This window comes from Streptomyces sp. NBC_01232, assembly GCF_035989885.1.
In the GTDB taxonomy this organism is placed as follows: Bacteria; Actinomycetota; Actinomycetes; order Streptomycetales; family Streptomycetaceae; genus Streptomyces.
The window spans coordinates 6,090,704-6,114,840 of the sequence record NZ_CP108518.1; the positions used below are offsets into that span (position 1 = coordinate 6,090,704).

Annotated in this window: 18 protein-coding genes; 14 read left to right on the forward strand and 4 right to left on the reverse strand. The window is 72.6% G+C overall.

The window, feature by feature from the left end:
• Positions 1 to 62 precede the first annotated feature (62 nt).
• Entirely contained in the window at positions 63 to 2,951 is a 2,889-nt protein-coding gene (locus tag OG444_RS28250) for a vitamin B12-dependent ribonucleotide reductase (RefSeq protein ID WP_327264808.1), read from the forward strand.
• A gap of 127 nt (positions 2,952 to 3,078) precedes the next feature.
• Here OG444_RS28250 and OG444_RS28255 read toward each other — a convergent pair whose 3' ends face one another.
• Positions 3,079 to 4,038: a DUF1152 domain-containing protein gene (locus tag OG444_RS28255; protein ID WP_327264809.1), complete on the reverse strand. Its 960-nt coding sequence runs from the start codon at positions 4,036 to 4,038 to the stop codon at positions 3,079 to 3,081.
• 119 nt (positions 4,039 to 4,157) lie between these two features.
• Between OG444_RS28255 and OG444_RS28260 the strand changes: the two genes are divergently transcribed.
• The 5 genes from OG444_RS28260 to OG444_RS28280 all read left to right on the forward strand — a co-directional run bounded on the left by OG444_RS28260 (position 4,158) and on the right by OG444_RS28280 (position 9,258).
• Positions 4,158 to 5,006 (forward strand): arylamine N-acetyltransferase family protein, encoded by an 849-nt coding sequence (locus OG444_RS28260; protein ID WP_327264810.1) that lies wholly within the window; start codon positions 4,158 to 4,160, stop codon positions 5,004 to 5,006.
• Positions 5,007 to 5,038: 32 nt separating this feature from the next.
• Positions 5,039 to 5,644 carry a YdbC family protein gene (locus OG444_RS28265; protein WP_030008846.1) on the forward strand — a complete coding sequence of 202 codons (606 nt, stop codon included), beginning with the start codon at positions 5,039 to 5,041 and terminating at the stop codon, positions 5,642 to 5,644.
• 71 nt (positions 5,645 to 5,715) lie between these two features.
• A complete protein-coding gene (locus OG444_RS28270) occupies positions 5,716 to 6,375 on the forward strand; it encodes a histidine phosphatase family protein (protein ID WP_327264811.1) in 660 nt (219 codons plus the stop codon).
• A gap of 11 nt (positions 6,376 to 6,386) precedes the next feature.
• The gene (locus OG444_RS28275) at positions 6,387 to 7,304 is read left to right on the forward strand and encodes an ADP-ribosylglycohydrolase family protein (RefSeq protein WP_327264812.1); all 918 of its coding nucleotides are present in this window, start codon (positions 6,387 to 6,389) and stop codon (positions 7,302 to 7,304) included.
• 250 nt (positions 7,305 to 7,554) lie between these two features.
• A complete protein-coding gene (locus OG444_RS28280; RefSeq protein ID WP_327264813.1) occupies positions 7,555 to 9,258 on the forward strand; it encodes a DUF4153 domain-containing protein in 1,704 nt (567 codons plus the stop codon).
• 68 nt (positions 9,259 to 9,326) lie between these two features.
• Here the strand turns inward: OG444_RS28280 and OG444_RS28285 are convergent, their stop codons facing one another.
• Positions 9,327 to 10,880, reverse strand: coding sequence for an MFS transporter (locus OG444_RS28285; RefSeq protein ID WP_327264814.1), 1,554 nt, complete (start codon positions 10,878 to 10,880; stop codon positions 9,327 to 9,329).
• A gap of 139 nt (positions 10,881 to 11,019) precedes the next feature.
• Between OG444_RS28285 and OG444_RS28290 the strand changes: the two genes are divergently transcribed.
• From OG444_RS28290 to OG444_RS28300, 3 genes are all read left to right on the forward strand, one after another.
• Positions 11,020 to 11,622, forward strand: a complete 603-nt coding sequence (locus tag OG444_RS28290) for a TetR/AcrR family transcriptional regulator (RefSeq protein ID WP_327264815.1) — start codon at positions 11,020 to 11,022, stop codon at positions 11,620 to 11,622.
• A 115-nt stretch (positions 11,623 to 11,737) separates the two neighbouring features.
• The gene (locus OG444_RS28295; protein WP_327264816.1) at positions 11,738 to 12,448 is read left to right on the forward strand and encodes a ribonuclease HII; all 711 of its coding nucleotides are present in this window, start codon (positions 11,738 to 11,740) and stop codon (positions 12,446 to 12,448) included.
• A gap of 8 nt (positions 12,449 to 12,456) precedes the next feature.
• The gene (locus tag OG444_RS28300; RefSeq protein WP_327264817.1) at positions 12,457 to 13,170 is read left to right on the forward strand and encodes a hypothetical protein; all 714 of its coding nucleotides are present in this window, start codon (positions 12,457 to 12,459) and stop codon (positions 13,168 to 13,170) included.
• Between the two features lie 260 nt (positions 13,171 to 13,430).
• On the opposite strand, the gene OG444_RS28305 is transcribed toward OG444_RS28300, so the two are convergent.
• Together OG444_RS28305 and OG444_RS28310 are read right to left on the reverse strand one after the other, a co-directional pair.
• Positions 13,431 to 14,060: a hypothetical protein gene (locus OG444_RS28305; protein WP_327264818.1), complete on the reverse strand. Its 630-nt coding sequence runs from the start codon at positions 14,058 to 14,060 to the stop codon at positions 13,431 to 13,433.
• 215 nt (positions 14,061 to 14,275) lie between these two features.
• Entirely contained in the window at positions 14,276 to 16,435 is a 2,160-nt protein-coding gene (locus OG444_RS28310) for a RecQ family ATP-dependent DNA helicase (RefSeq protein ID WP_327264819.1), read from the reverse strand.
• A gap of 120 nt (positions 16,436 to 16,555) precedes the next feature.
• Here OG444_RS28310 and OG444_RS28315 point away from each other — a divergent pair, with 120 nt between their 5' ends.
• The 5 genes from OG444_RS28315 (at position 16,556) to OG444_RS28335 (ending at position 23,950) form a co-directional block, all read left to right on the forward strand.
• Entirely contained in the window at positions 16,556 to 17,821 is a 1,266-nt protein-coding gene (locus tag OG444_RS28315; RefSeq protein WP_327264820.1) for a DUF4192 domain-containing protein, read from the forward strand.
• Positions 17,822 to 18,030: 209 nt separating this feature from the next.
• Positions 18,031 to 20,019 carry a glycogen debranching N-terminal domain-containing protein gene (locus tag OG444_RS28320; RefSeq protein ID WP_327264821.1) on the forward strand — a complete coding sequence of 663 codons (1,989 nt, stop codon included), beginning with the start codon at positions 18,031 to 18,033 and terminating at the stop codon, positions 20,017 to 20,019.
• A gap of 120 nt (positions 20,020 to 20,139) precedes the next feature.
• A complete protein-coding gene (locus OG444_RS28325) occupies positions 20,140 to 20,886 on the forward strand; it encodes an NUDIX hydrolase (RefSeq protein ID WP_327264822.1) in 747 nt (248 codons plus the stop codon).
• Between the two features lie 203 nt (positions 20,887 to 21,089).
• Positions 21,090 to 22,871 (forward strand): ABC transporter ATP-binding protein, encoded by a 1,782-nt coding sequence (locus OG444_RS28330; RefSeq protein WP_327264823.1) that lies wholly within the window; start codon positions 21,090 to 21,092, stop codon positions 22,869 to 22,871.
• Positions 22,872 to 23,062: 191 nt separating this feature from the next.
• Entirely contained in the window at positions 23,063 to 23,950 is an 888-nt protein-coding gene (locus OG444_RS28335) for a FadR/GntR family transcriptional regulator (protein ID WP_327264824.1), read from the forward strand.
• Positions 23,951 to 24,137 lie beyond the last annotated feature (187 nt).

Below are 24,137 nucleotides of genomic sequence, written 5' to 3' on the forward strand. Positions count from 1 at the left end.
CCGTGCCGCGGAATATCGCTGGCACTTTAGGGCGTTTTTGCCCGCATATGGGAGGAAGCGGCATGACAGAGACGGCGAGCAGCTCGGCACGTGGTTCCCGCGCCAAGGGGACCAAGGCTGCCAAGGGCGGCCTGCGTATCGAGCGCATCCACACCACCCCGGGCGTACACCCCTACGACGAGGTGAGCTGGGAGCGCCGTGACGTCGTCATGACCAACTGGCGCGACGGCTCGGTCAACTTCGAGCAGCGTGGCGTCGAGTTCCCCGACTTCTGGTCGGTGAACGCGGTCAATATCGTCACCAGCAAGTACTTCCGGGGCGCGGTCGGCACCCCGCAGCGCGAGACCGGTCTCAAGCAGCTGATCGACCGGATCGTGAAGACGTACACGAAGGCCGGCGAGGACTTCGACTACTTCTCGTCGCCCGCCGACGTGGAGATCTTCGAGCACGAGCTCACCTACGCCCTCCTGCACCAGATCTTCAGCTTCAACTCCCCGGTGTGGTTCAACGTCGGTACGCCCCAGCCGCAGCAGGTCTCGGCCTGCTTCATCCTGGCCGTCGACGACTCCATGGAGTCGATCCTCGACTGGTACAAGGAAGAGGGCATGATCTTCAAGGGCGGCTCCGGCGCCGGCCTGAACCTCTCCCGCATCCGCTCCTCCAAGGAGCTCCTCTCCTCCGGCGGCAACGCCTCCGGCCCGGTCTCCTTCATGCGCGGCGCCGATGCGTCCGCAGGAACGATCAAGTCCGGCGGCGCCACCCGCCGCGCGGCCAAGATGGTCGTCCTGGACGTGGACCACCCGGACGTCGAGGCCTTCATCGAGACCAAGGTGAAGGAGGAGGAGAAGATCCGCGCCCTGCGCGACGCGGGCTTCGACATGGACCTGGGCGGCGACGACATCACGTCCGTCCAGTACCAGAACGCCAACAACTCCGTCCGCGTGAACGACGAGTTCATGACGGCCGTCGAGAACGGCACCGAGTTCGGCCTGCGTGCCCGCATGACCGGTGAGGTCATCGAGAAGGTCGACGCCAAGGCGCTCTTCCGCAAGCTCGCCGAGGCCGCGTGGGCCTGTGCCGACCCGGGCATCCAGTACGACGGTGTGATCAACAACTGGCACACCTGCCCCGAGTCCGGCCGCATCACCGCGTCCAACCCCTGCAGCGAGTACATGCACCTGGACAACACGTCCTGCAACCTCGCCTCGCTCAACCTCATGAAGTTCCTGAACGACGACGGCAAGGGCAACCAGTCCTTCGACGCCGAGCGCTTCGCCAAGGTCGTCGAGCTCGTCATCACCGCGATGGACATCTCCATCTGCTTCGCGGACTTCCCGACGCAGAAGATCGGCGACAACACCCGCGCCTTCCGCCAGCTGGGCATCGGCTACGCCAACCTCGGCGCCCTGCTGATGGCCACCGGCCACGCGTACGACTCGGACGGCGGCCGCACCCTCGCCGCGTCGATCACCTCGCTGATGACCGGTACCGCGTACAAGCGCTCCGCCGAGCTGGCCGCCATCGTCGGTCCGTACGACGGCTACGCCCGCAACGCCGAGTCGCACAAGCGCGTCATGAAGCAGCACGCCGACGCCAACGGCGTCGCGCCGCGCACCGACGACCTGGACAACAGCATCTGGGCCGCGGCCACCGAGGCCTGGCAGGACGTCCTGCGCCTCGGCGAGAAGAACGGCTTCCGCAACGCCCAGGCCTCCGTCCTCGCGCCGACCGGCACCATCGGTCTCGCGATGTCCTGCGACACCACCGGTGTCGAGCCGGACCTGGCCCTGGTCAAGTTCAAGAAGCTCGTCGGCGGCGGTTCGATGCAGATCGTCAACGGCACCGTCCCGCAGGCCCTGCGCCGCCTGGGCTACCAGGAGGAGCAGATCGAGGCGATCGTCTCCCACATCGCCGAGCACGGTGTGGTCGTCGACGCCCCGGGCCTGAAGGCCGAGCACTACTCGGTGTTCGACTGCGCCATGGGTGAGCGTTCCATCTCCGCGATGGGTCACGTCCGCATGATGGCCGCGATCCAGCCCTGGATCTCCGGCGCGATCTCGAAGACGGTCAACATGCCGGAGACGGCGACCGTCGAGGAGATCGAGGAGATCTACTTCGAGGCGTGGAAGCTGGGCGTCAAGGCGCTCGCGATCTACCGCGACAACTGCAAGGTCGGCCAGCCCCTCTCCGCCAAGAAGAAGGAGGAGGAGAAGGAGGAGGTCACCGCCAAGACGGAGGAGACCATCCGCGCCGCCGTCGAGAAGGTCATCGAGTACCGCCCCGTCCGCAAGCGCCTCCCCAAGGGCCGCCCGGGCATCACCACCTCCTTCACGGTCGGTGGCGCAGAGGGCTACATGACGGCGAACTCCTACCCGGACGACGGTCTGGGCGAGGTCTTCCTGAAGATGTCCAAGCAGGGCTCGACCCTCGCGGGCATGATGGACGCCTTCTCGATCGCCGTCTCGGTCGGCCTGCAGTACGGCGTTCCGCTGGAGACCTACGTCTCGAAGTTCACGAACATGCGCTTCGAGCCGGCCGGCATGACGGACGACCCGGACGTGCGGATGGCGCAGTCGATCGTCGACTACATCTTCCGCCGCGTGGCGCTCGACTTCCTGCCCTTCGAGACCCGCTCGGCCCTCGGCATCCACTCCGCCGAGGAGCGCCAGCGCCACCTCGACACCGGCTCCTACGAGCCCCTCGAGGACGAGTTGGACACCGAGTCCCTGACGCAGGCGACCCCGCTGGCCGCCGTCCCCTCGGCCCCGAAGCCGGTCGCGGCCGTCTCCCTCCCGGCCCCGAAGACGGCGCACAGCAGCGCCGAACTGGTCGAGATGCAGCTCGGCGTCTCCGCCGACGCCCCGCTGTGCTTCTCCTGCGGTACGAAGATGCAGCGCGCCGGCTCCTGCTACATCTGCGAGGGCTGCGGATCCACCAGCGGCTGCAGCTGAAAGTAGGCGCCCACCAGGTATGACGTGCCTGGTCCAAGCGGGGAGTCGGCGATGCGCCGGCTCCCCGTCGGCGTTCTTGCGCGTGGCATCCGAAGCAACGTCCGGCCTCCCCCGGCCCCCCTGGCCGTCAGTGGGGGATGCGCAGCGACGGGCGGGTGACCAGCTCCTCGCGGAATTCGGCGATCCGGGAATGGACCTGGCGCAGCAGCTGGGTGTCCTCGATGAGGTCCAGGTAGAGGCAGCGGGCGGCCAGGCCCGGCAGGTCGAAGGCGAAGCACAGCGACATCAGCGGGTTCACGAAGAGCTCGCTGCCCTTGGTGCGGGTGGTGAACTGCACGTCGCCGAACGAACCCCGGACGGCCGCGGCGATGGAACCGTTCACGATGCTGGGCCGGTCCGGGGTCTCCGCCTGGGCGTGCGCCACCGCGTCGAGGAAGAGTGCGCCCTCCCGGGTGGCGCGCGGTACGGAGAACGCGCCGAGGTACGCGCCCTCGCGCTCCAGCGCCGCGATGTTCTCCAGCACCAGTCCGTGGCTGACCCCGTGGTACGCGTCCACGCCGAAGCCCACCGACACGACGAGGCGCTGCGGTACGTGGTCCAGTGCGGCCAGCGCCGCGACGCTGGTCATGTCCTCCTCCGGGGTGCCGAGGCCCGCTTCGTCGCCCCGCATCAGGATGTCCGTGCCACCGTCGACCAGGACGATCGCGTCGATGCGGTGGAGGTCGATCAGCTCGCGGTAGGCGGCGCGCAGTGGCTGCACCCCGGTCTGGGGGAACGCGTACACGGTGGCGGGGTAGCCGTGCCTCTTCAGCCACTGGGCCAGGGTCCGCTCGGGGAAGTAGGACAGGTGGGGCGCGGAGTCCGGGGTGATGGCGGCGAGATCGGGGGCCACCCACTCCTCGACGGGCAGTCCAGCGAGCGAGCTGAAGGACAGGTTCGCCAGGTGGACCTGCTTGCCCTGGTGCATGAGGGACAGGGCGATGGGGAGGCCGGCGTAGATGTCGAAGCCGCCGCCCGCACCGGCTATCAGGATGTTCTCGGCTTCGGAGAGCCGGTCGAAAAGCGGGTTGGTGTGCAGAGCCGTCATGGCGATCATTGTGCGGGGTGCCTGCCCCGGTGCGCCTTCGAATTGTACGGCGGTGCGACGGCGGACGGCGCTTGCAGTCGGGACAACGGGGAAACGGGGCAACGGGGAGATGGTCGGCCATGTGGAGCGGTGACGAACTGGATCTGGACGCCTACTTGGCGCGGATCGGAATACAGGGGAGTGCGGGGGACACGGAGCCGTCCGGGGAACTCCGGCCGGACCTCCGCACGTTGTACGCAGTGCACCGGGCCCACACCGCCGCCATCACCTTCGAGAGCCTGGACGTCCTGCTCGGCCGTCCCGTCGCGCTGGACCTCAAGTCGATCGAGGACAAGATCGTGCACGGCCGCCGCGGCGGCTACTGCTACGAGCAGAACTCGCTGCTGGCCGCTGCCCTGGAGCGGATCGGCTTCGAGGTCTCCGGACGCGGTGCCCGCAACCGCACCCGTGGGACCTCCCTGCCGGCCGTCACCCATGCCGTCCTCGTGGTCACCGTCGAGGGGGAACCGTGGCTGTGCGACGCGGGGTTCGGCTACCAGGGACCTCGCGAGCCGGTACCGCTCGGACGGCCGGGCACCGAGGTGCGGCAGGGGGAGTGGACGTACCGCGTCCGCGAGGAGGAGGACGGCGTCCTCGTCCTGTGCCTGCTCCGCGGGGGCGTCTGGCGGGACCTGTACGCCTTCTCCTCGCAGCGCTACCACCCCGTCGACTACGTCGTGCTGAACCACTACAGCTCCAGTCACCCCGCCTCGTCCTTCGTCGGGCGGATCATCGTCCAGTACCCGGGGGACGGCGTCCGCCGGGCGCTCGTCGGGCGCGAGCTCACCCGCCTGTACTCCGACGGTCGGGCCGATCGGGAGATCGTCGGCCCGGACGGGCTGCTCGCCGTGCTCGACCGGGAGTTCGGACTTCGGCTGCCCGAGCGGGACGCGGCGGAACTGGTACGGATCCACCGCGCCGGGGACTGACCGGGGCCCCGCCCGGCCCGTACGATGGCGCCGTGCTGGTCAAGTGGATTCGCTGCACGGTGACGGACCGACGCGGGTTCGAGCGGGGGCAGCGAAAATGGGCGGGGCTGCCGGGCGAGCCGGGATTCCGGGGGCAGGGCGGCGGCTGGAGCCGGGGCCGGCAGGGGGTCGCGCATGTCTTTGCGTTCTGGGAGAGCCGGTCCTTCTACGACTCCTTCATGGCGCGCTCGCACGACCGGCTGGCCGCCTCCCAGAACGGCACCTACACCGATCTGCGGGTCACCCTCTTCGACCACCGCTTCGACGTGAAGACCGGCTTCGAGCCGCGCTTCACCGATGCCGACGTGGTACGGGTCGCGCACACGCGCGTCCGGGAGGGCCGGGTCGACCACTTCGCCCTCATGCAGGAGAAGGTGTGGAATCCGGCGATGGCCGGCTCGCCCGGGATGGTGCGCGGCCTCTTCGGGGAGGCCCCCGGCCGCGAGTTCCTGGTGCTGTCGATGTGGCACGCCGCCGCCGAGCACGGCAAGTACCGGCAGGAGCGGGTCGAGCGGCTCTCCCTGCGCGCCCAGATCCAGGCCGATGTCGAGGCGCTCACCGGGGACGTCGTCGACCTCGAACCCTCCTGGACGGTATGACCGTACGATGACCGCCGCGCCGTCGGCGTGCCCGGTCCGTGGGCCGCCCGATGGCCGAATAGGGTCGAGGGATGGTTCGACCACGGCGCATCGTCCTTGTCCGGCACGGGGAATCGGAGGGGAACGCCGACGACACGGTGTATGAGCGGGAGCCCGACCACGCCCTGCGCCTGACCCGGAACGGGCGCGAGCAGGCGTCGGCGGCCGGCGAGCGGCTGCGCGAGCTCTTCGGCGAAGAGACGATCAGCGCCTACGTGTCCCCCTACCGCCGCACACTGCAGACCTTCCGCGAGCTCCGGCTGGACCCGACACGGGTGCGGATGCGCGAGGAGCCGCGCCTGCGCGAGCAGGACTGGGGGAACTGGCAGGACCGGGAGGACGTACGGATGCAGAAGGCGTACCGGGACGCGTACGGACACTTCTTCTACCGGTTCGCGCAGGGCGAGTCCGGGGCCGACGTGTACGACCGGGTCGGCTCCTTTCTGGAAAGCCTCTACCGCAGCTTCGAGGCCCCCGATCATCCCGAGAACGTGCTGCTGGTGACCCACGGGCTGACCATGCGGCTGTTCTGCATGCGCTGGTTCCACTGGTCCGTGGCCGAATTCGAGTCCCTGTCCAATCCGGGCAACGGCGAATTCCGGGTCCTTCTGCTCGGTCCGGACGGCCGGTACCGGATGGACCGCCCGTTTGAGCGGTGGACCACACCCGAGCCTTATGACCTGGACGGCTAGAGTTGCCCGCGATGACGCCTGACTCCACTCCCGAACTGCGCTACGCGCGCGCCATGTCCAGCCTGCGAGGGCTGGCGCTGGGTGACGCCCTGGGCTCCCAGTACTTCGTCCCCGTCAACTATCCGCTGCTCAAGCGGCGCGAGCTGCCCACCGGCTCCGGCACGTGGCAGTGGACCGACGACACCGAGATGGCCTGCTCGGTGGTGGCCGTGCTGGCCGAGCACGGGCGCATCGACCAGGACGCGCTCGCGCGTTCCTTCGCCCACCACCACGACTTCGACCGTGGTTACGGTCCCGCGGTGAACCGGATGCTGAGACTGGTGCGGGAGGGGCAGGACTGGCGGACGCTGGCCGCCGAACTGTTCAACGGACAGGGCTCGTGGGGCAACGGCGCCGCCATGCGGATCGCCCCGCTCGGCGCCTGGTACGCAGACGACCCGGAGCAGGCCACGCACCAGGCCGAGATCTCCGCCTACACCACCCACCAGCACCGCGAGGCCGTGTGCGGGGCGATGGCCGTCGCCGCGGCTGCCGCGCTGGCCGCGAGCACGGACGGCCCTGTGAAGGCCTCCGACCTGCTGGACGGGGTGATCGCGCTGGTGCCGCGCAGCGCGGTGGGCGCCGGGCTGCGAAGGGCCCGGGACATGCTGGACTACGGCGACGCGACCACGGTCGCGGCGGTGCTGGGCTGCGGGCGGCGTACGAGCGCGCACGACACCGTGCCGTTCGCGCTGTGGTCGGCGGCGCGGGCGCTGGACGACTACGAGCGGGCGTTCTGGACCACCGCGCAGGTGGGCGGGGACGTCGACACGACCTGCGCGATCGTCGGCGGAGTACTGGGCGCGCGCGGGGACGCCGTGCTGCCGGCCGCGTGGCTGGCGCGTACGGAAGCCCTGCCGGCCTGGCTGCCGGAGGTTGCCGCGGGCTGAGGCCCGTGGAGCCGACGGGACCCGTGGACCCTCCGCGTCCGGGTGCCCGGGGTGTTCGGCGCCCCAGCGGCGCCCCAGCGGCCCCCGGCGGCGCTCGGCGCGTTCGGCGTGGTGAAATCTGCCCTTCCGATTGTCACGGTCCTGCCACAGCACTCTTTTGATCCTGTTCAAAACTGCATCGCACCGGCCTACCCTGTCCGCACCGCCGCCCCACCCTGAACTCCGGGCGGCCGACAGGGGAGGGAAACCGATGTCGGAGAACACCGGAGGGGCCGATGAGGCCCAGTCCAAGGACGCGGTCAACACAGAGGCCACGTCCGCGCATTCGCCCGCGCATTCGCCCGCGGATTCGACCGTGAGGCCGGCCTCGCCCGGGGGCAGACACACCGGTGCGGCCGGCCCACCGCCGCCGGCGCCCGCCGGTGCATGGGCCGGGAACCCCTGGCAGGTGCCCCAGAGCTCCGCCTCGCCCTCCTGGGCCACGCTGGTGCGCCCCGCCGACCCCGCGCCCATCCGGACCGCGACCCTCGTCGCCGTCCTCGCCTCGGGCCTGGCCACCGCGCTGCTGCTCGGCGACGGCATGGGCCCCGGCCTGCTGGTTGCCGTGGTGCCCGCCGTCGTCGCCGCGTACGTCGCCGCCCGCACGGCCGGCCGCGCCGCCCGCCCCTGGACCCTGGCCTGGGTGATCGGCTGCCTCGCGCTCCTCGTCGTACCCGCCCTGCGCGACTCCGCGTGGCCGGCCACGCTGGCGATCCTGTCCGCCGTCCTGCTCGGCGCGCTGGCCCTGCACGGCAGCCGTACCTGGCCCGGCGTCCTGCTCAGCCCGCTCGGCTTCCTCGACGCCGGTGTGTCCGGGACGGCCTGGCTCCTGACCGGGCTGCGCTCGCGTGGTGGGGGCAGCAAGGACCGCTGGCTGCCCATCGCCAAGGCGACCGGTGTGGCCGTCGCCCTGCTGCTGCTCTTCGGCGCGCTGTTCGCCTCCGCCGACGCGGCCTTCGCCGATCTGCTGGGCGACCTGCTGCCCGACGTGTCGGTCGAGGACGGACCCATCCGGTTCATGCTCTTCGTCCTCGGCGTGGTCCTCGCGCTCGCCGCCGCCCGCACCGCCGCCGCCCCGCTGCGCTGGGACCGGATCGAGGTGGCCCCGGGCAAGCCGCGGTCCCGTCTCGAATGGGCCCTTCCGCTCATCGTGCTGATCGTGCTGTTCGCCGGCTTCAACGCCGTCCAGCTGGCGGTCCTGTTCGGTGGCTACGACAAGGTTCTGGAGAGCACCGGCCTGACCTATGCCGAGTACGCCCGCCAGGGCTTCTGGCAGCTCCTGTGGGCCACCCTGCTCACCCTCGCAGTGATCGCACTGGCTCTGCGCTGGGCTCCGCGAGCCGGGGCGGGCGACCGCCGCCTGGTGCGCGTCGTGCTCGGGGTGCTCTGCGCGATGACGCTGGTCGTCGTCGCCGCCGCGCTGCGCCGCATGGACCTCTACGTGGATGCGTACGGGCTGACCAGGCTGCGCGTCTCCGTGGCCGCGATGGAGCTGTGGCTCGGGCTGGTCATCGTACTGATCATGGCGGCCGGACTGTTCGGTGGACGCTGGCTGGCGCGCGCGGTCGCGGGCAGTGCGGCCGCCGCCGTCCTGGTCTTCGGCCTGATGTCCCCCGACGGGATGGTCGCCGAGCGGAACGTGGCCCGCTTCGCGGCCGACCAGAAGATCGATCTGGCCTACTTCCAGTCGCTCTCGGCGGACGCCGTACCCGCTCTGGACCGCTTGCCCGAGCCGCAGCGGTCCTGCGCCCTGCGCGGGATCAACGACGAGATGGCCCGGGCCGGAGACGTCCCCTGGTACGCCATGAGCATGGGCGAGTACCGGGCCCGGCAGATCCTTCGCGAGCGTCCGGTCACCGCCTCCTACGAGGTCTGCTCGCGCATGGGCTCTTTCGGCAGCCGCGTCGAGTACTAGACCGTCATGCGTACGGGGCCGGGCGCGGGCAGCGTTGCCCGCGCCCGGCCCCGTACGGCGCGGTGCGGTCAGGCGGCCGGACCGGCCTTCGCGGCGGCGCCCGCCAGGGCCTCCAGGTCGCTCTTGCGCACCCGGATCACCAGCAGGGCGGTGGCCAGGGCGAGGCCCGCCATGGCGACGGCCGCGTAGAACGCGGTGGAGATGCCGTGGGTGAGGACCAGGTCCCCCCAGGGGTCGGGCAGTAGCCCGGTCTCCTGGAAGGCGGCGATCTCCTCCGGGTCCGCCTGCGCCATGAAGGCCGGGACCTGCCTCGTGGCCTCGTCGCGGCCGGCCGTGCCGAAGACGGTGACCAGGATGGACAGCCCGAGCGAGCCGCCGACCTGCTGGCTGGCGTTGAGCAGACCGGAGGCCGCGCCCGCCTCCTTCGGGGCCACGCCGGAGACGGCGGTGAGGGTGAGGGTCACGAAGTTGAGTCCCATGCCGAAGCCGAACAGCAGCATCGGCCCGAGCACTCCGGAGACGTAGGAGCTGTCGGTCCGGATGAAGGTGAGCCAGGCCAGCCCCGTGCCGGTGAGCGCGGACCCGGCGACCATGAAGGGCTTGGGGCCGAAACGCGGCAGGAACCGCTGCGAGAGACCGGCGGCGGTGACGATCGCGACCGTCACGGGCAGGAAGCCGAGTCCGGACTGGATGGGGGAGAAGCCCAGTACGTTCTGCACGAACTGGACGATGAAGAAGAACATGCCGAACATCGCCGCGGCGAGGCCGAGCATGATCACGTAGGTGCCGGTGCGGTTGCGGTCGGCGAACATGCGCAGCGGGATGATCGGCTCGCGGGCCTGCGACTCGATGACCACGAAGAGCGCGAGCAGCACCAGGGCCGCGGTGAACGAGCCGAGGGTGAGCGCGTCGCGCCAGCCCTCCTCCGAGGCGCGGATGAACCCGTACACGAGCGAGGCCATCCCGCCGGTGGAGGTGAGGGCTCCGGCGATGTCGAAGCGGCCGGGGTGGCGCTCGGACTCGGTGATGTAGAGCGGGGTCAGGACCGCGATCAGCACGCCGATCGGCACGTTCACGAAGAGGACCCAGCGCCAGTCGAGCCACTCGGTCAGCATGCCGCCGGTCAGCAGGCCGATCGCGCCGCCGCCCGCCGATACGGCGGCGAACACCCCGAACGCCCGGTTCCGCTCAGGGCCTTCGGGGAAGGTCGTGGTGATCAGGGCGAGCGAGGTGGGCGAGGCGATGGCGCCGCCGACCCCCTGCAGGGCGCGGGCCGCGAGCAGCTGCCAGGGCTCCTGGGCGAAGCCGCCGAGGAGCGAGGCCAGGGTGAAGAGCAGGATGCCGGCGAGGAACACCCGGCGCCGGCCCAGGATGTCGCCCGCCCGGCCGCCGAGCAGCAGCAGGCCACCGAAGGTGAGGGTGTAGGCGCTGAGCACCCACGAGAGGTCGGTGGTGGTGAAGTCGAGCGCGGTCTGGATGTGCGGGAGCGCGATGTTCACGATCGTCGCGTCGAGGACGACCATGAGCTGGCATGCGGCGATCACTGCGAGCGCCACGCCGGGGCGCCCCTCCCGGCGTGCCGCGCCCGGTATCCGGGGTGCGGCGAGTTGAGAGCTTGTCACTGAGGATCCCCCCAAAGTGAAATAGTGAACGCATCCGTTCACTGCGGTCCACGGTAGGAGCCGCGCCTTAGTGAACGCAAGCGTTCACTAAGGCTGAAAATGCGTGCGTCGAACGCACAAGCCGGTCGGAGGTGGGGGGATGGTGGGTTCGCGCTGGTCGGCGGCGTCACCGGGGCGCAGGCGGGGCCCGGAACTCGAACGGGCGATTCTCGACGCCGCGTTGGAGCAGCTGAGCACGGTCGGCTGGAACGCGCTCACCATGGAGGGCGTCGCAGTCGGCGCGCACACCGGCAAGGCCGCGCTCTACCGCCGCTGGCCGTCGAAGGCGGACCTGGTGGCCGATGCGCTGCGGACCGGTCTGCCGCGGATCGGTGACATTCCCGACTGCGGATCGATCCGCGAGGACCTCCGCCTGCTGTGCGTGCGGATGCGGGACGTCATGCATTCGCGCGCCGGGCAGGCCCTCCGGTCGGTACTTCACGAATGCGATCACATGCATGCCGATCGCTTCCGTGGAGCGATCTGGTCCGGTGTGCACGAGCCTGCCCAGCATCTGATCAGGGAGCTTGTGGGGCGCGGAATCGACCGGGGCGACGTGCGGGCGGACGCGACTGGTCCGTTTGTCGTGGATGTCATTCCGGCCATGCTGATGTACCGCGCCAAGGTATGCGGAAGCGAATGGGGAGATGCGGAGATCGCGGCATTGATCGACGAGGTGATGGTGCCGCTGCTCAGGGTGTGAGACGCGGCGGGGCCGCCGCGGGGCGCGTGAAGCGGCATTCGCGTCCGATCGCGGGCGGGTCGGACCCGGGCGGGGGTGTGCAGTCGGCTCGGGGCGGCGTAACCTTGCTGGCGCCATGCCGTACGAAGCACCCACCCACACCGTCGAACGCTCCCTCCGTGCAACCACCGGCGCCAAGGTCATCGCCGGGGTCGACGAAGTCGGACGAGGGGCCTGGGCCGGACCCGTCACCGTGTGTGCGGCGATCACCGGCCTGCGCCGGCCGCCCGCCGGTCTCACCGACTCCAAACTGCTCACCCCCAAGCGACGTGACGCGCTCCTCGATGTCCTGGAGGACTGGGTCACCGCGTACGCACTCGGGCACTCCTCGCCCGAGGAGATCGACGAACTGGGGATGACGGCCGCCCTGCGACTGGCGGCGGAGCGCGCGCTCAACGCTCTGCCGGTGCGGCCGGACGCGGTGATACTCGACGGCAAGCACGACTATCTCGGCCCGCCCTGGCGGGTTCGTACGGTGATCAAGGGCGACCAGTCCTGTATCGCCGTCGCCGCGGCCTCGGTCATCGCCAAGGTCCGCCGCGACCGCATGATGGCCGAGCTGGGGGAACAGGGCGGTGGAATCGCGGACTTCGCTTTCGCGGCCAACGCCGGTTACCCCTCGCCCGTGCACCGGGCGGCACTGGAGGAGCTGGGGCCGACCCCCTATCACCGGCTCTCGTGGTCGTACCTCGACGCGCTGCCCCGGTGGCGCCACCTCAAGAAGGTGCGCCGCAGCGAGGAGTCGATGGAGCTGGAAAACGGAGGCCAACTCGGCTTCGATTTCTGATCGCACGCATGTGCCACCGACCGGTACGTTTCGTACCGGTGTTTGATAGATATCAACTCACGCCTCTCACACCCGCCATCGAGGAGCCTCAGATTCACGAGAGTGCCCAGGGTCCCCGCGTCACGCCGGCCGCGAGCCGCACCGCGCAGACCCCCCGCCCTGTACCTGGTCCGCGTCCCGCCGCCGTACCGCGGCCCGGCCGCCCCGGTCCCGCCCCCGCCGCGGCAAGCCGCGCGGGAGGTGCCCCCAGGCCCGCGCCGCGTGCGCCGCAGGCCACCCCCGGACCCGTTTCCGCAGCCCCTGCCCCCACCGCACCGTCCGTCTCCGCGGCGGTGCCGCAGATCCAGCTGATCCCGGCCTCCGCCGAGGGTGCGCTGGACGCGGCCGAAGAGGCCGTGGACCTGCTGCTCGACACCGGGCGCGCGCCCGGCGACATCCTGGTGCTCACCAGTGGCGACCCGCACCCGTGGGCCGCGCACGAGCTGTCCTTCGGCGAGGCCGCGTACTGGGCCCAGCACGACGCCGGGGACGACGTCTTCTACGCGGACGCGGCGCAGGCCCAGCGCGCCACCGGCCGTCCCGTCGTGGTCTTCGCGGTCAACGGCGGGGCGGTCGACTCCGTCGCGGGCGCCCTGCCGGTCGCTCTCACCCGGGCGGGTGCGCTGCTGATCGTGTGCGGCGACCCGCAGCAGATCAACTCCGTGCTGGGTGCGGGCGTCTGACGCCCTGTACCCCGGCACGGGCGAGGGGCGGGGCGGGCTTCGAGCCGGCCCCGCTGAAGCCCGCGCCGGGGCCCGAACCGGAGCTCGACGCCTGAGCCGCCGTACGCCCGCTCCCGGGTGTACGGCTGTGAGGCATGCCCGCGGCGCCCCGCTCGAGGCCTCGTGCCGCGCCCTCTCGTACCGCGCCCTCTGCTACCGCGCGTGGTCCGGCGAGGAGTGGCCGTACGGCGGGCAGTCCCCCGAAGCCGGCCGTACGAGGCTCAGCGCGCGGCGGTCCGCCGCAGGGCCTCGACCGCGCCGCCCCCGGTGTGCAGGGCCAGCGGAGAGAACTCGGCCACCGTGTCGCCGAGGCGCTGCGGCCTCGATTCGGAGCTCGGCCGTCGGCCACCGCGGCCCTCGCCCAGCACCTGCCAGCCCTCACGGGTCAGCGTGATGTACGCGCCGCAGCGCAGGCCGTGCAGGGTGCAGGCGTCCCGCAGCCCCCACATCCACGCGCCGTCCTCCTCGGTCCACCGCTCGTCGCCCTCACGGCAGTAGAGCAGCACCGCCGTCCGGACCGGGGTCCGTCGCCGCAGGTCGTGCGGCAGCACCCGGCGCAGCCGGGACAACAGGGCGTTGCGGTACTCCCAGCCGTCGGCCGAGGCCGACCGCTGCACGAAGGAGGCGCTCGCCACGAGCTGCTCCTCCGGGCCGAGGACGGCGATCACCGCGGTCGAGGGCACGGGGCTGTGCCGGGAGTGCAGCCCGCTGACGACCTCGCGCGGATTGCGCAGCAGCGGAATGCCCGCCGCTGTCCATTCCGCCGGTTCCAGCAGCCTGCCGTGCCGGCTGGTACCGCCGGTCGCTCTTGCAAGGGACGTGGTCGGGGGCGGCGCGAATCCGAAGGTCACGGTCCTCCCTTCGGGTACACGCCCGCGGACGGGCACGGCTGGAGTCAGGGCGCGCCGCAGCGCGGCCCAGGAGGGTGCCGAGGAGCCGAGCGGGAGCACCCCAATTCTCGCGTGGCCACGGAGCGTGCGGCAACGAGCAATTGACGCCGTGGACCGGAATTGGCTGGTATGCCGTTCATATCCTTGCCCCGCCACGCCGAGGATGACGCATTCGGCTATCCCTGGAGCGCCAGCACCAGAGGGAACACCTCCTTCGCGCCTGCCCGCCGCAGCAGCCGGGCGGTCACCGCAAGGGTCCAGCCGCTCTCCGCGCGGTCGTCGACGAGGAGCACCGGGCCCGCGGCCGCCGCCAGCGCCTCGGCCAGCGCCGGGGGCACGGTGAGGGACTGGTGGAGCCCGCGTACCCGCTGTGCGCTGTTCGAGGACACCGACCCGAACTCAGGGGCCCGGTCCGTGTACGCGACGGTGCCGAGCAGCGGCATCCGCCCGACCTCCGCGATCCGCGCGGCCAGCGAACCGATCAGCTGGGGGTGGCTGCGTGAGGGCAGGGCGACCACGCCCAGCGGCCGGGCCGGGGCGTCGGGCGCCCCCGAGGCCCAGCCGCCGGGGCCGCGGGCCCAGTCGGCCAGCACTGCGACCACGGCCTGCGCCACGTCGTCCGGAATCGGCTGGTCCGGAGCCTGGGGGGCGAGCATCGGGCGCAGCCGGTTGCCCCATCCGATGTCGGACAGCCGGCCCAGTGCCCGGCCCGTCGAGGCCTGCTCGCCGGCGGGGATGCGCCCCTTGAGGTCGACACCGACCGCCGCGAGCCCGGTCGGCCACATCTTGCGCGGCTCCAACTCCACTCCCGGGCGGCCGAGCTCACCGCGCGCGGTGTCCAGCGCGGTCGTGGAGACCTCCGCGGTGAACCGGGTCCCGGCGCAGTTGTCGCAGCGGCCGCAGGGCGCGGCCTCCTCGTCGTCCAGCTGGCGGCGCAGGAACTCCATCCGGCATCCGGTGGCCGAGGCGTAGTCGCGCATGGCCTGCTGCTCGGTGGCCCGCTGGCGGGCCACCCAGGCGTAGCGTTCGGCGTCGTAGGCCCACGGCTCGCCGGTCGAGGTCCAGCCGCCCTTGACCCGGTGCACGGCGCCGTCGACGTCGAGCACCTTGAGCATGGTCTCCAGCCGGGTGCGGCGCAGATCGACCAGCGGCTCCAGGGCGGGCAGCGACAGCGGCCGGCCGGCTTGGGCCAGGACGTCGAGCGTGCGGCGGACCTGCTCCTCCGGCGGGAAGGCCACCGAGGCGAAGTACTGCCAGATCGCCTCGTCCTCGCGGCCGGGGAGCAGCAGGACCTCCGCATGCTCCACGCCACGGCCCGCGCGGCCCACCTGCTGGTAGTAGGCGATGGGGGAGGAGGGCGAGCCCAGGTGCACCACGAAACCGAGGTCGGGCTTGTCGAAGCCCATCCCGAGGGCGGAGGTGGCCACCAGCGCCTTGACCCGGTTCGCCTGGAGGTCGTCCTCGGCCTGCTGGCGGTCGGCGTTCTCCGTCTTGCCGGTGTACGAGGCCACCGTGTGACCCCGGTGGCGCAGGTACGCGGTGACCTCCTCGGCGGCCGCCACGGTCAGCGTGTAGATGATCCCGGAGCCCGGGAGGTCCCCGAGGCGGTCGGCGAGCCAGGCCAGCCGGTGCGCCGCGTCGGGCAGGGTCAGCACCGCCAGGCTCAGGCTCTCGCGGTCCAGTGGGCCGCGCAGGACCAGCGCGTCCGTTCCGGCACCGGTCCCCAGCTGCTCGGCGACGTCGGCGGTCACGCGGGCGTTGGCGGTCGCGGTCGTGGCGAGCACCGGGACGCCCGGCGGCAGGTCGGCCAGCATGGTGCGCAGCCGGCGGTAGTCGGGGCGGAAGTCGTGGCCCCAGTCGGAGATGCAGTGGGCCTCGTCCACCACGAGCAGGCCGGTGGCGGCGGAGAGCTTGGGGAGGACCTGGTCGCGGAAATCGGGATTGTTGAGCCGCTCCGGACTCACCAGCAGGACGTCGACCTCACCCGCCGCGACCTCGGCCTGGATCCCCTCCCACTCCTCGGGATTGGCGGAGTTGATGGTGCGGGCGCGGATCCCGGCTCGGGCAGCGGCCTCGACCTGATTGCGCATCAGCGCGAGGAGCGGGGAGACGATCACGGTGGGGCCGGCGCCGCTCGCCCGCAGCAGCGAGGTGGCGACGAAGTACACCGCGGACTTGCCCCAGCCGGTGCGCTGCACCACCAGAGCCCGCCGCTTGTGCGCCACGAGGGCCTCGATCGCCCGCCACTGGTCCTCGCGCAGCTTGGCGGTCCCCGTGGGGTCGCCCACGAGACGGGCTAGTACGGAGTCGGCCGAGGACCTCAGGTCTGCGTTCATGCCCCCATGCAACCCGATGCCTCCGACATCGCGCCAATGCCGCTCCGGGCCTGTGGACAGCGGCGCCGGTAGTTATCCACAGGGCTTTCGGGATCGGATCATGCGCGGGACCTTCGTGTCATGACGAGCAACCACGAATCACGCACCCCGTCCGGCCGGCCCTCCATCAGCCCGGCCGGAGCAACCACCGGACCCCAGATCACCCTGCGCAGCCCGGCCGAACTGGCCGACGCGCTGCCCTACATGCTCGGCTTCCACCCGACCGACTCCCTCGTGATGGTGGCCGTGCACGGCGAGGGCGGACGCTTCGGCGGCCGGCTCCGCGTCGGGATCCCGGCCACGTCCGCGGAATGGGAGGACACCGCCCGACAGGTCGCCGAGTGCCTGATCCGGGGCAGTGAACGGCGCGGGAGCAAGCCCGACGGCATCGTCGTCTACCTCTGCCAGGAGCCGGGCGGGGAGGAAGGCGGCCGTCAGGTAATGAAGCGGCTTCGGCCGCTCGCCCAGGGGATCCGGCTGGCCTGCGGCGCACTGGACGTGCCCGTACTGGAGGCCCTGTGCCTGTCGGAGGGGCGGTTCTGGTCCTACGTCTGCCCCGACGAGCGGTGCTGCCCGGCCGAGGGCCGCCGGCTGGCCGCCGTCGGTACATCGGTGCTCGCCGCGACCGCCACCTTCGCAGGGCTCCAGGTCCGGGGCTCCCTGAAAGAGATCGAAGGCAGGCTGGCACCGCTGCACGGGGCCGTGGCCGACGAGGCGGAACGGGCCCTCGACCGGGCCGCCGCAGCCCTCATGCCGAGGATTCTCGACGGGGCCACCCGTGAGGAGGTCGGCGCCGAGACACTCGCCCTGGCCCGGACCCTGATGCGGCGGATGACCCTGGCGCCGCCCGTCGAGGGCGGCCCCCACGCCGACGACTGGGATGACGCGCTGCTCGGCCACGACGAGGCCGCCTCGCTGATCCTCGGCCTCCAGGACCGCGAGATCCGGGACGTCGCCGCCGAGTGGATGGAGGACGAGGAGGCGGCCCCCGCCCTGCGGCTCTGGCGGGCCCTGGCCAGGCGCTGCGTCGGGGCCTACCGCGAGCACGCCGCGGCTCCGCTCACCCTCGCCGGATGGGTCTCCTGGTCCACCGGGGACGAGCCGACCGCCCGGATCGCCTTCGGGCTGGCCCTGCGGGCCGACGCCGAGTACCGCTTCGCCCAGCTGCTCCACCACGCCTGCAACGAGGGGATCGACCCCGAGGGGCTCCGGGAGTGTCTGCGGGAGGAGCGGCGCCGCCGGGAGCCCGGGCGGGGGCGGTCCTCGGCCGGTACGCGCCCTCCCGGCCGACGGGGCCGCACGGCCACCCGCCGCAGGTCCCGCCGCACCGCGGGGAGCGGACAGTGAACGCGCACGGGTTGTCGCACAGGCGTCCGGGACGGCTGCTCCGGTGCACCCGGGCCCTGCTCCGACTGCGTGGGCCGCGGGCCCGGCACGGCCCGCCGGGGGCCGGGCCCGTGACCCGGGCGGGGGTGGGGGCGTTCAGCTGGGGGGTGGTGGGGCCCCGGCCGCGCCGCCGCCCTGTTGAACCGACCGGAGCGCAGACAAGGCGACACATGTCTCACCTCGCACCTCCCCGCCCAGCCGGCGCGCCCGCGGCCCGCCGGTCCGAACTGCCGCCCGTGCACGGCGCCGTCATCTGCGTCGCCGCGCCCTGTCTGGTCATTTCCCCGGAGCACGGCCAGCTGACCGGGCAGGGAATCGACGGGATCTACCGATCCGGGCGCCGGCTGCTCTCCCGGTGCGTATTGCGCGTCGGCGGCCGGGATCCGGTCGCCGTGCAGGGGCGCAGCCTCGGCGCGGACCGGGCCGCATTCACCGCGACCGTGCGCACGGGGGCCGAGCCCGGTCCCGACCCCGACATCGGTGTGGAACGGGTCCGGCACGCGGACGGCACCGAGCGGATCACCCTGCGCAGCTTCGCGGCCCGGCCGGTACGCCTGCCCGTGGAGGTGCTCCTCGGCACCGACCTGGCGGAGCTGGCCGCCGTGGCCGCCGGCCGGGCCGGGCCGGAGCTGCCCGCCGGGGTGCACGCGGCCGGATTGCGCTGGAGCACCGGCGAGGCGCAGGCCGTGACCGCCGCCGAGCCGCCGCCGGACGACGCGCTGGCCTCGGCCGGGCTGCTGCGCTGGCAGCTGGAACTGGCCCCCGGCGAATCCCGCACCATCGAGCTGCGGACCACGCAGCACCGGGTGGAACGGCCCCCCGTGGGGCAGGTGGCGAACCCGCTGGCCGACGCACGGGCCGAGGGGGACGACCCGAGGGCCGAGGCATGGCTGCGGTCCAGCGTCGAGGACCTGGGCGCCCTGCTCCTGAGGGACCCCGAGGAGCCCGGCGACGCCTTCGCCGCGGCGGGAGCGCCGTGGCGGCTGGGACTGGCCCCGGCCGAATCGCTCTGGGCCGCCCGCATGGCACTGCCGCTCGGGACCGGTCTCGCCGCGGCCACCCTGCGCATCCTCGCCCGGACCCAGACCGAGGAGCGGGGGCCGGACCTCGGGAAGATCCCGGGCCCGCTGCGCGGAGCGGGCGCGCAGCTTCCACCGGGGTGCACCGCCACCGAGGCGACCCTGGCCTTTCCCGCAGTGCTGGCCGAGGCCCGGCTCTGGGGCCTGCCGGAAGAGGATGTGGCCCGACTGCTCCCGGCCGCCGAAAGGTGCCTCGACTGGCTGCGGGGCGCGCTGGGGGAGGACGGGTTCCTGGCCGACCCCGACCCCGGCCCGCGGCGCTGTGAGACCCAGGCCCACGCCCACCGGGCCGCCGAGCTCGGCGCCGACCTGCTCGCCGCCTGCGGGCGGCCCGGCGCCGCGGAGTGGCGGGACCGCGCGGCCGCGCTGCGTGAGCGGTTCCGGGCCGCGTTCTGGATCGACGGTCCGGACGGCGGGCGGCCCGCTTCGGCCCTGCATCCCGACGGACGGCCGCTGCCACGGCTGACGGGGGCCGCCGCGCACCTGCTGGACACCGGACTGCTCACTGGCGGCCGGATCGCCCCGGGGCTCCTGGACCGGACCCGCGCCGAGCAGCTGGCCCGGCTGCTCGGAGCTCCCGCGATGGATTCGGGATGGGGGCTGCGGAGCATGGCGGTCAAGGAGCCGGGGCACAACCCGTTCGGCCACCGCTCCGGGGCGGTGCGGGCGTACGAGAGCGCGGTGGCCGTGGCGGGCCTGGCCCAGTCGGGCTTCGAGAAGGAGGCCGCGGGCCTGCTCAGGGGCCTGCTGGACGCGGCGGAGGCCTTCGGGTACCGGCTGCCGGAGATGTTCGCGGCCGAGCAGCGCACGGCGGGCAGTGCCCCCGTCCCGCACCCGGCGGCCTGCCGCCCGGCCGCCGTGGCCGCGGCGGCCGGGGTCCAGGCGCTGACCGCCCTCGCCGGGATCCGCCCCGACGCCCCCGCGGGCACGGTCGCCCTCGTCCCTCTCCCCGGCGCGCCCCTGGGCGCGCTCAGACTCTCGGGCCTGCGTGTGGCGGGGGAGCCCTTCACCGTCAGGATCAGCCGGCTCGGCCTGGGCATGGTGGAGGAGGCGGCCGATGGGCTCCAACTGGGACGCTGAGCCCCCGCGCCCCGCTCGGGCCGGACCGGCTGCCCGACCAGAGGCCCCCAGCCTTCGGGGGAGTGTCTTCAAGGTCACCAAAGCGCTGTTTATCGTCAGGCAGACGACTATGATCGCGGCATGTCGCCCTACGACCCGTCGGCCTACCCGCCCTTTGCCGTCACCGTCGACCTGGTCGTGCTCACCGTGCGGCGCCACGCGCTCTGCGCGCTGGTCGTCCGGAGAGGTGAGCCGCCGTTCCAGGGGAGCTGGGCGCTGCCCGGAGGATTCGTCCGCGGGGACGAGGACCTGGCGGGCGCCGCCGCCAGGGAGCTCTCCGAGGAGACCGGCCTGTGCGCGCACGATCCCGCCCTGCCCGGTGCGGGCAACGGTGCGCACCTCGAGCAGCTGGCCACCTACGGCGATCCGAAGCGCGATCCGCGGATGCGCGTCGTCAGCGTGGCGCACCTGGTGCTGGCTCCGGACCTGCCTGCGCCCCGGGCCGGAGGCGACGCCAACAGCGCGCGCTGGGCCCCCGTCGACGAGGTGCTGGCCGACACCGGCGAGGGCACCACGGGACTGGCCTTCGACCACGCCCGGATCCTCGCCGACGGTGTGGAGCGGGCCCGCTCGAAGATCGAGTACTCCTCGCTGGCCACCGCCTTCTGCCCGCCGGAGTTCACCGTCGGCGAGCTGCGCCGGGTCTACGAGGCGGTGTGGGGCGTATCCCTCGATCCGCGCAACTTCCACCGCAAGGTCACCGGCACCCCCGGATTCCTGGTGCCGGCCGGAGGGACGACTACCCGTCAGGGCGGGCGTCCGGCCCAGCTGTTCCGCGCGGGCGGGGCCACCCTGCTCAACCCGCCGATGCTGCGTCCCGAAGTCTGACGCCACACCGTACGCATCGCGGCCGCCGGCGTCGGGATCACCGGCCGCAGGAGCGGGCCCGGGGCCGCCGCCCGTTCGGGGCCCGGCAGCTGCAGGATCGGCATTCGATCGGACCGGTTGCGCCGAAAATCGGACATATCGCGTTATCTTGCTTGCGGTACCCACCCTGCCGCTGAGCGGTCTCACCCCCCGCGAGAGAAGCGATGCTCCAGGCCATCGGACTCACCAGCAAGCCCCGTCCCGACGCCCAGCCCCTCGTGGACGACCTCACCTTCGAGGCCCGCCCGGGGCATGTGACCGCCCTGCTCGGTGAGCCGGGATCGGGCAAGACCACCGCACTGCGGCTCATGCTCGAACTCGAACCGGGCCGCGGCGTCACCTACTTCCGCGGCCGCGCGCTGCACCGGATCCCGCACCCCGGCCGTGAGGTCGGCGTGCTCCTCGGCGACGTCCCCGGCAACCCCGCGCGGACCGTCCGCAACCAGCTGCGGATGCTCTGCGCCGCCGCCGGGGTGCCGGCCTCCCGGGCCGACACCATGCTGGAGGTCGTCGGCATCGCGGGGCTGCGGGACCAGCGGCTCGGCTCGTTGTCGCTCGGCATGGAGCGCCGGGTCGCACTGGCCTCGGCACTGCTCGCCGATCCGTGCACCCTGCTGCTCGACGAGCCCGGCGCCGGACTCTCCCCCCGCGAACGCGGCTGGCTGCACGGGCTGCTGCGCGGCCACGCCTCCCTCGGCGGAGCGGTGCTCTTCACCACCGATGACGCCAAGGAGGCCGCCCGCAGCGCCGACCGCGTCGTCAGCATCGAGGCCGGCCGGCTCGTCGCCGACCAGGACGCGGCCGAGTTCGCCCGGACCAGGCTGCGGCCGCGGGTCGCCGTGCGCACCCCGCACGCGGCCCGGCTGGCCGACGTGCTGGGCCGGGAGGCCCGCGCCGCCCGGCGCGCGGTGGAGATCGTCGCGGAGAGCGGCAGCCGGCTGTCGGTGTACGGCAGCAACTGCGCCGAGGTCGGCGAAGCGGCGTTCCGGCACGGCGTGCTGGTCCACCAGCTCGCCGACGAGACCGGTGACGCCGGTGCGCCCACGGCGCCGGTTCCGGCCGCCCGCACTGAGACGGGATCCGGGCCGGAGCCCGGCGCACCACCCACCGCGGCTCCAGGTGAACATCCCCGGCAGATCCGATCCGGGCGCCCGGCCTCGACCGTGCGCCGTGTGGGCGGCCCCCTGAGGCCGCTGCGCTACGAACTGCTCCGGGTCTTCGGGACCACCACCCCTGTCCTCACCGCCGCCCTCGTCGTCGCCTTCTCCGTCCTCACCGCCCTGGTGCTGGCCCGGACCGGGCAGACCCCGCAGAACCGGCTGCTGGCTGCCTGGCCCGAGCTGCTGCCGCTGCCGCCCGCAGCCCTGGGCGCGGGGCTGCTCGGCGCGCTGGCCTTCGGCGAGGAGTACCGCTACCCCGCGCTCGCCGCCGACCGCGGCACCGTGCCCCGTCGGATGGGGCTGCTCGCCGCCAAACTGGGCGTCTGCGCCGCCCTCGCCCTGCTGCTGGGGGCCCTGACGGTGACCGCCGACGCCGCCGCCCTCGCGCTGGTCTTCGACAGCGGCCCGCTGCGCACACCGGTTGAGTGGCTTTCCCCTGCGGCGAGTTGGGCCGGGCTGCTCGTCGGGTGCGCCTGGGCCGGCGTACTGGCCTCCGGTGTCTTCCGGTCCGCCACCGCAGGACTGGCGGCGGTGCTCGCCGTACCGGTGATGGTGGTTCCTCTGGTTCGCAAGGCTCTGGAGGGCTCGTCCGCGTACCCGTCGACCGGGCTCGCGCACCGCTTGCGCGGCCTGACCTGGGGTCAGTGGCCTCCGGAGGTCGACCGGCTGCTCGCGGGGGCCCTCCGGGTGATGACCCAACCCGTCGGGACCGCGCTGGTGTTGTCGCTGATGGTCCTGTTGTGCGCCTATGGGTTCACCGGACTGCGCAGCCGGGTCCGTTGGTGACCGTTCCGGGTCGGGAGAAGTCGAGGACGGGACCGTTGCCTTCCGTGTCACGTCAAGCGGATCGCAACTCCCCGCAATACGCCCGGTTCCTTACGATAAGTCGTCAATTGCGTAGGTGGCACCGATCACCCTTTCGTGTGCTTTTCACCAAAGACCTCAAGGGCGATGGAGGCACGGCCGACAAAGGATTCGTGAGTACCCTTGCGCACACCATGATGACCGCCGCCCGCCATGCCGACTCCGGCCTCGCCGGCCCGGGCGACCTCGACCGCTACCCCTACGCGGAAACCCCCGGGTCCGACCGCGTCGGAGCACCTCATTGGGACGGTGCCGACGTCGAGTTGAGCCGAGTGGGCCGCCGCGCGGCAGGCAGCCGCGGACGCGGACTGCACGGCCAACTCGTCCAGCAGCTCGGCCAGATGATCGTTTCGGGCGACCTCGGTGCGGACCGCCCGCTGGTCCCCGAGGAGATCGGCCAGCGTTTCGAGGTCTCCCGCACGGTCGTCCGCGAATCCCTGCGGGTCCTGGAGGCCAAGGGCCTCGTCAGTGCCCGCCCCAACGTCGGCACCCGGGTCCGCCCCGTGGCCGACTGGAACCTGCTCGACCCCGACATCATCGAATGGCGGGCCTTCGGCCCCCAGCGCGACGACCAGCGCCGCGAGCTGGGCGAGCTCCGCTGGACCATCGAGCCGCTCGCCGCCCGCCTCGCCGCGGGCCACGGCCGCCCGGACATCCAGCAGCGCCTCGCCGACATGGTCGAGATCATGGGCCACGCCCTCGGCCAGGGGGACGCGATCACCTTCGCGCGCGCCGACAACGAGTTCCACGCGCTGCTGATCCAGGTCGCCGGGAACCGCATGCTGGAGCACCTCTCCGGCATCGTCTCCGCCGCCCTCCAGGTCTCCGGCAGCCCGATCACCGCCTGCGACCGCCCGAGCGAGACCTGTGTGGCGCACCACGCACGAATGGTCGAGGCCCTCGCCGCGGGTGACGCGATGGGCGCCGAGAACGCCATGCGGCAGCTCCTGACGGTTCATCCGGAGGTCGAGCGCGTGGTTCCCGCCCCGCGCGAGCACTGACGGGCGGACGCGCGGGGGCGTGGGGGTGCAGAACGTGTCGCCGGGCCCGGTCGGGTCCGGCGACACCGGCGTGAGGCCCTCTTTCGCGGCGGTCCGGGCCCCGGTGGAACACCGGGTACGACCACATGACCGGCACGGGTGGATACGGGGTGTGACTCGGGCCACGAATATTGGGCGTAACGCTCTG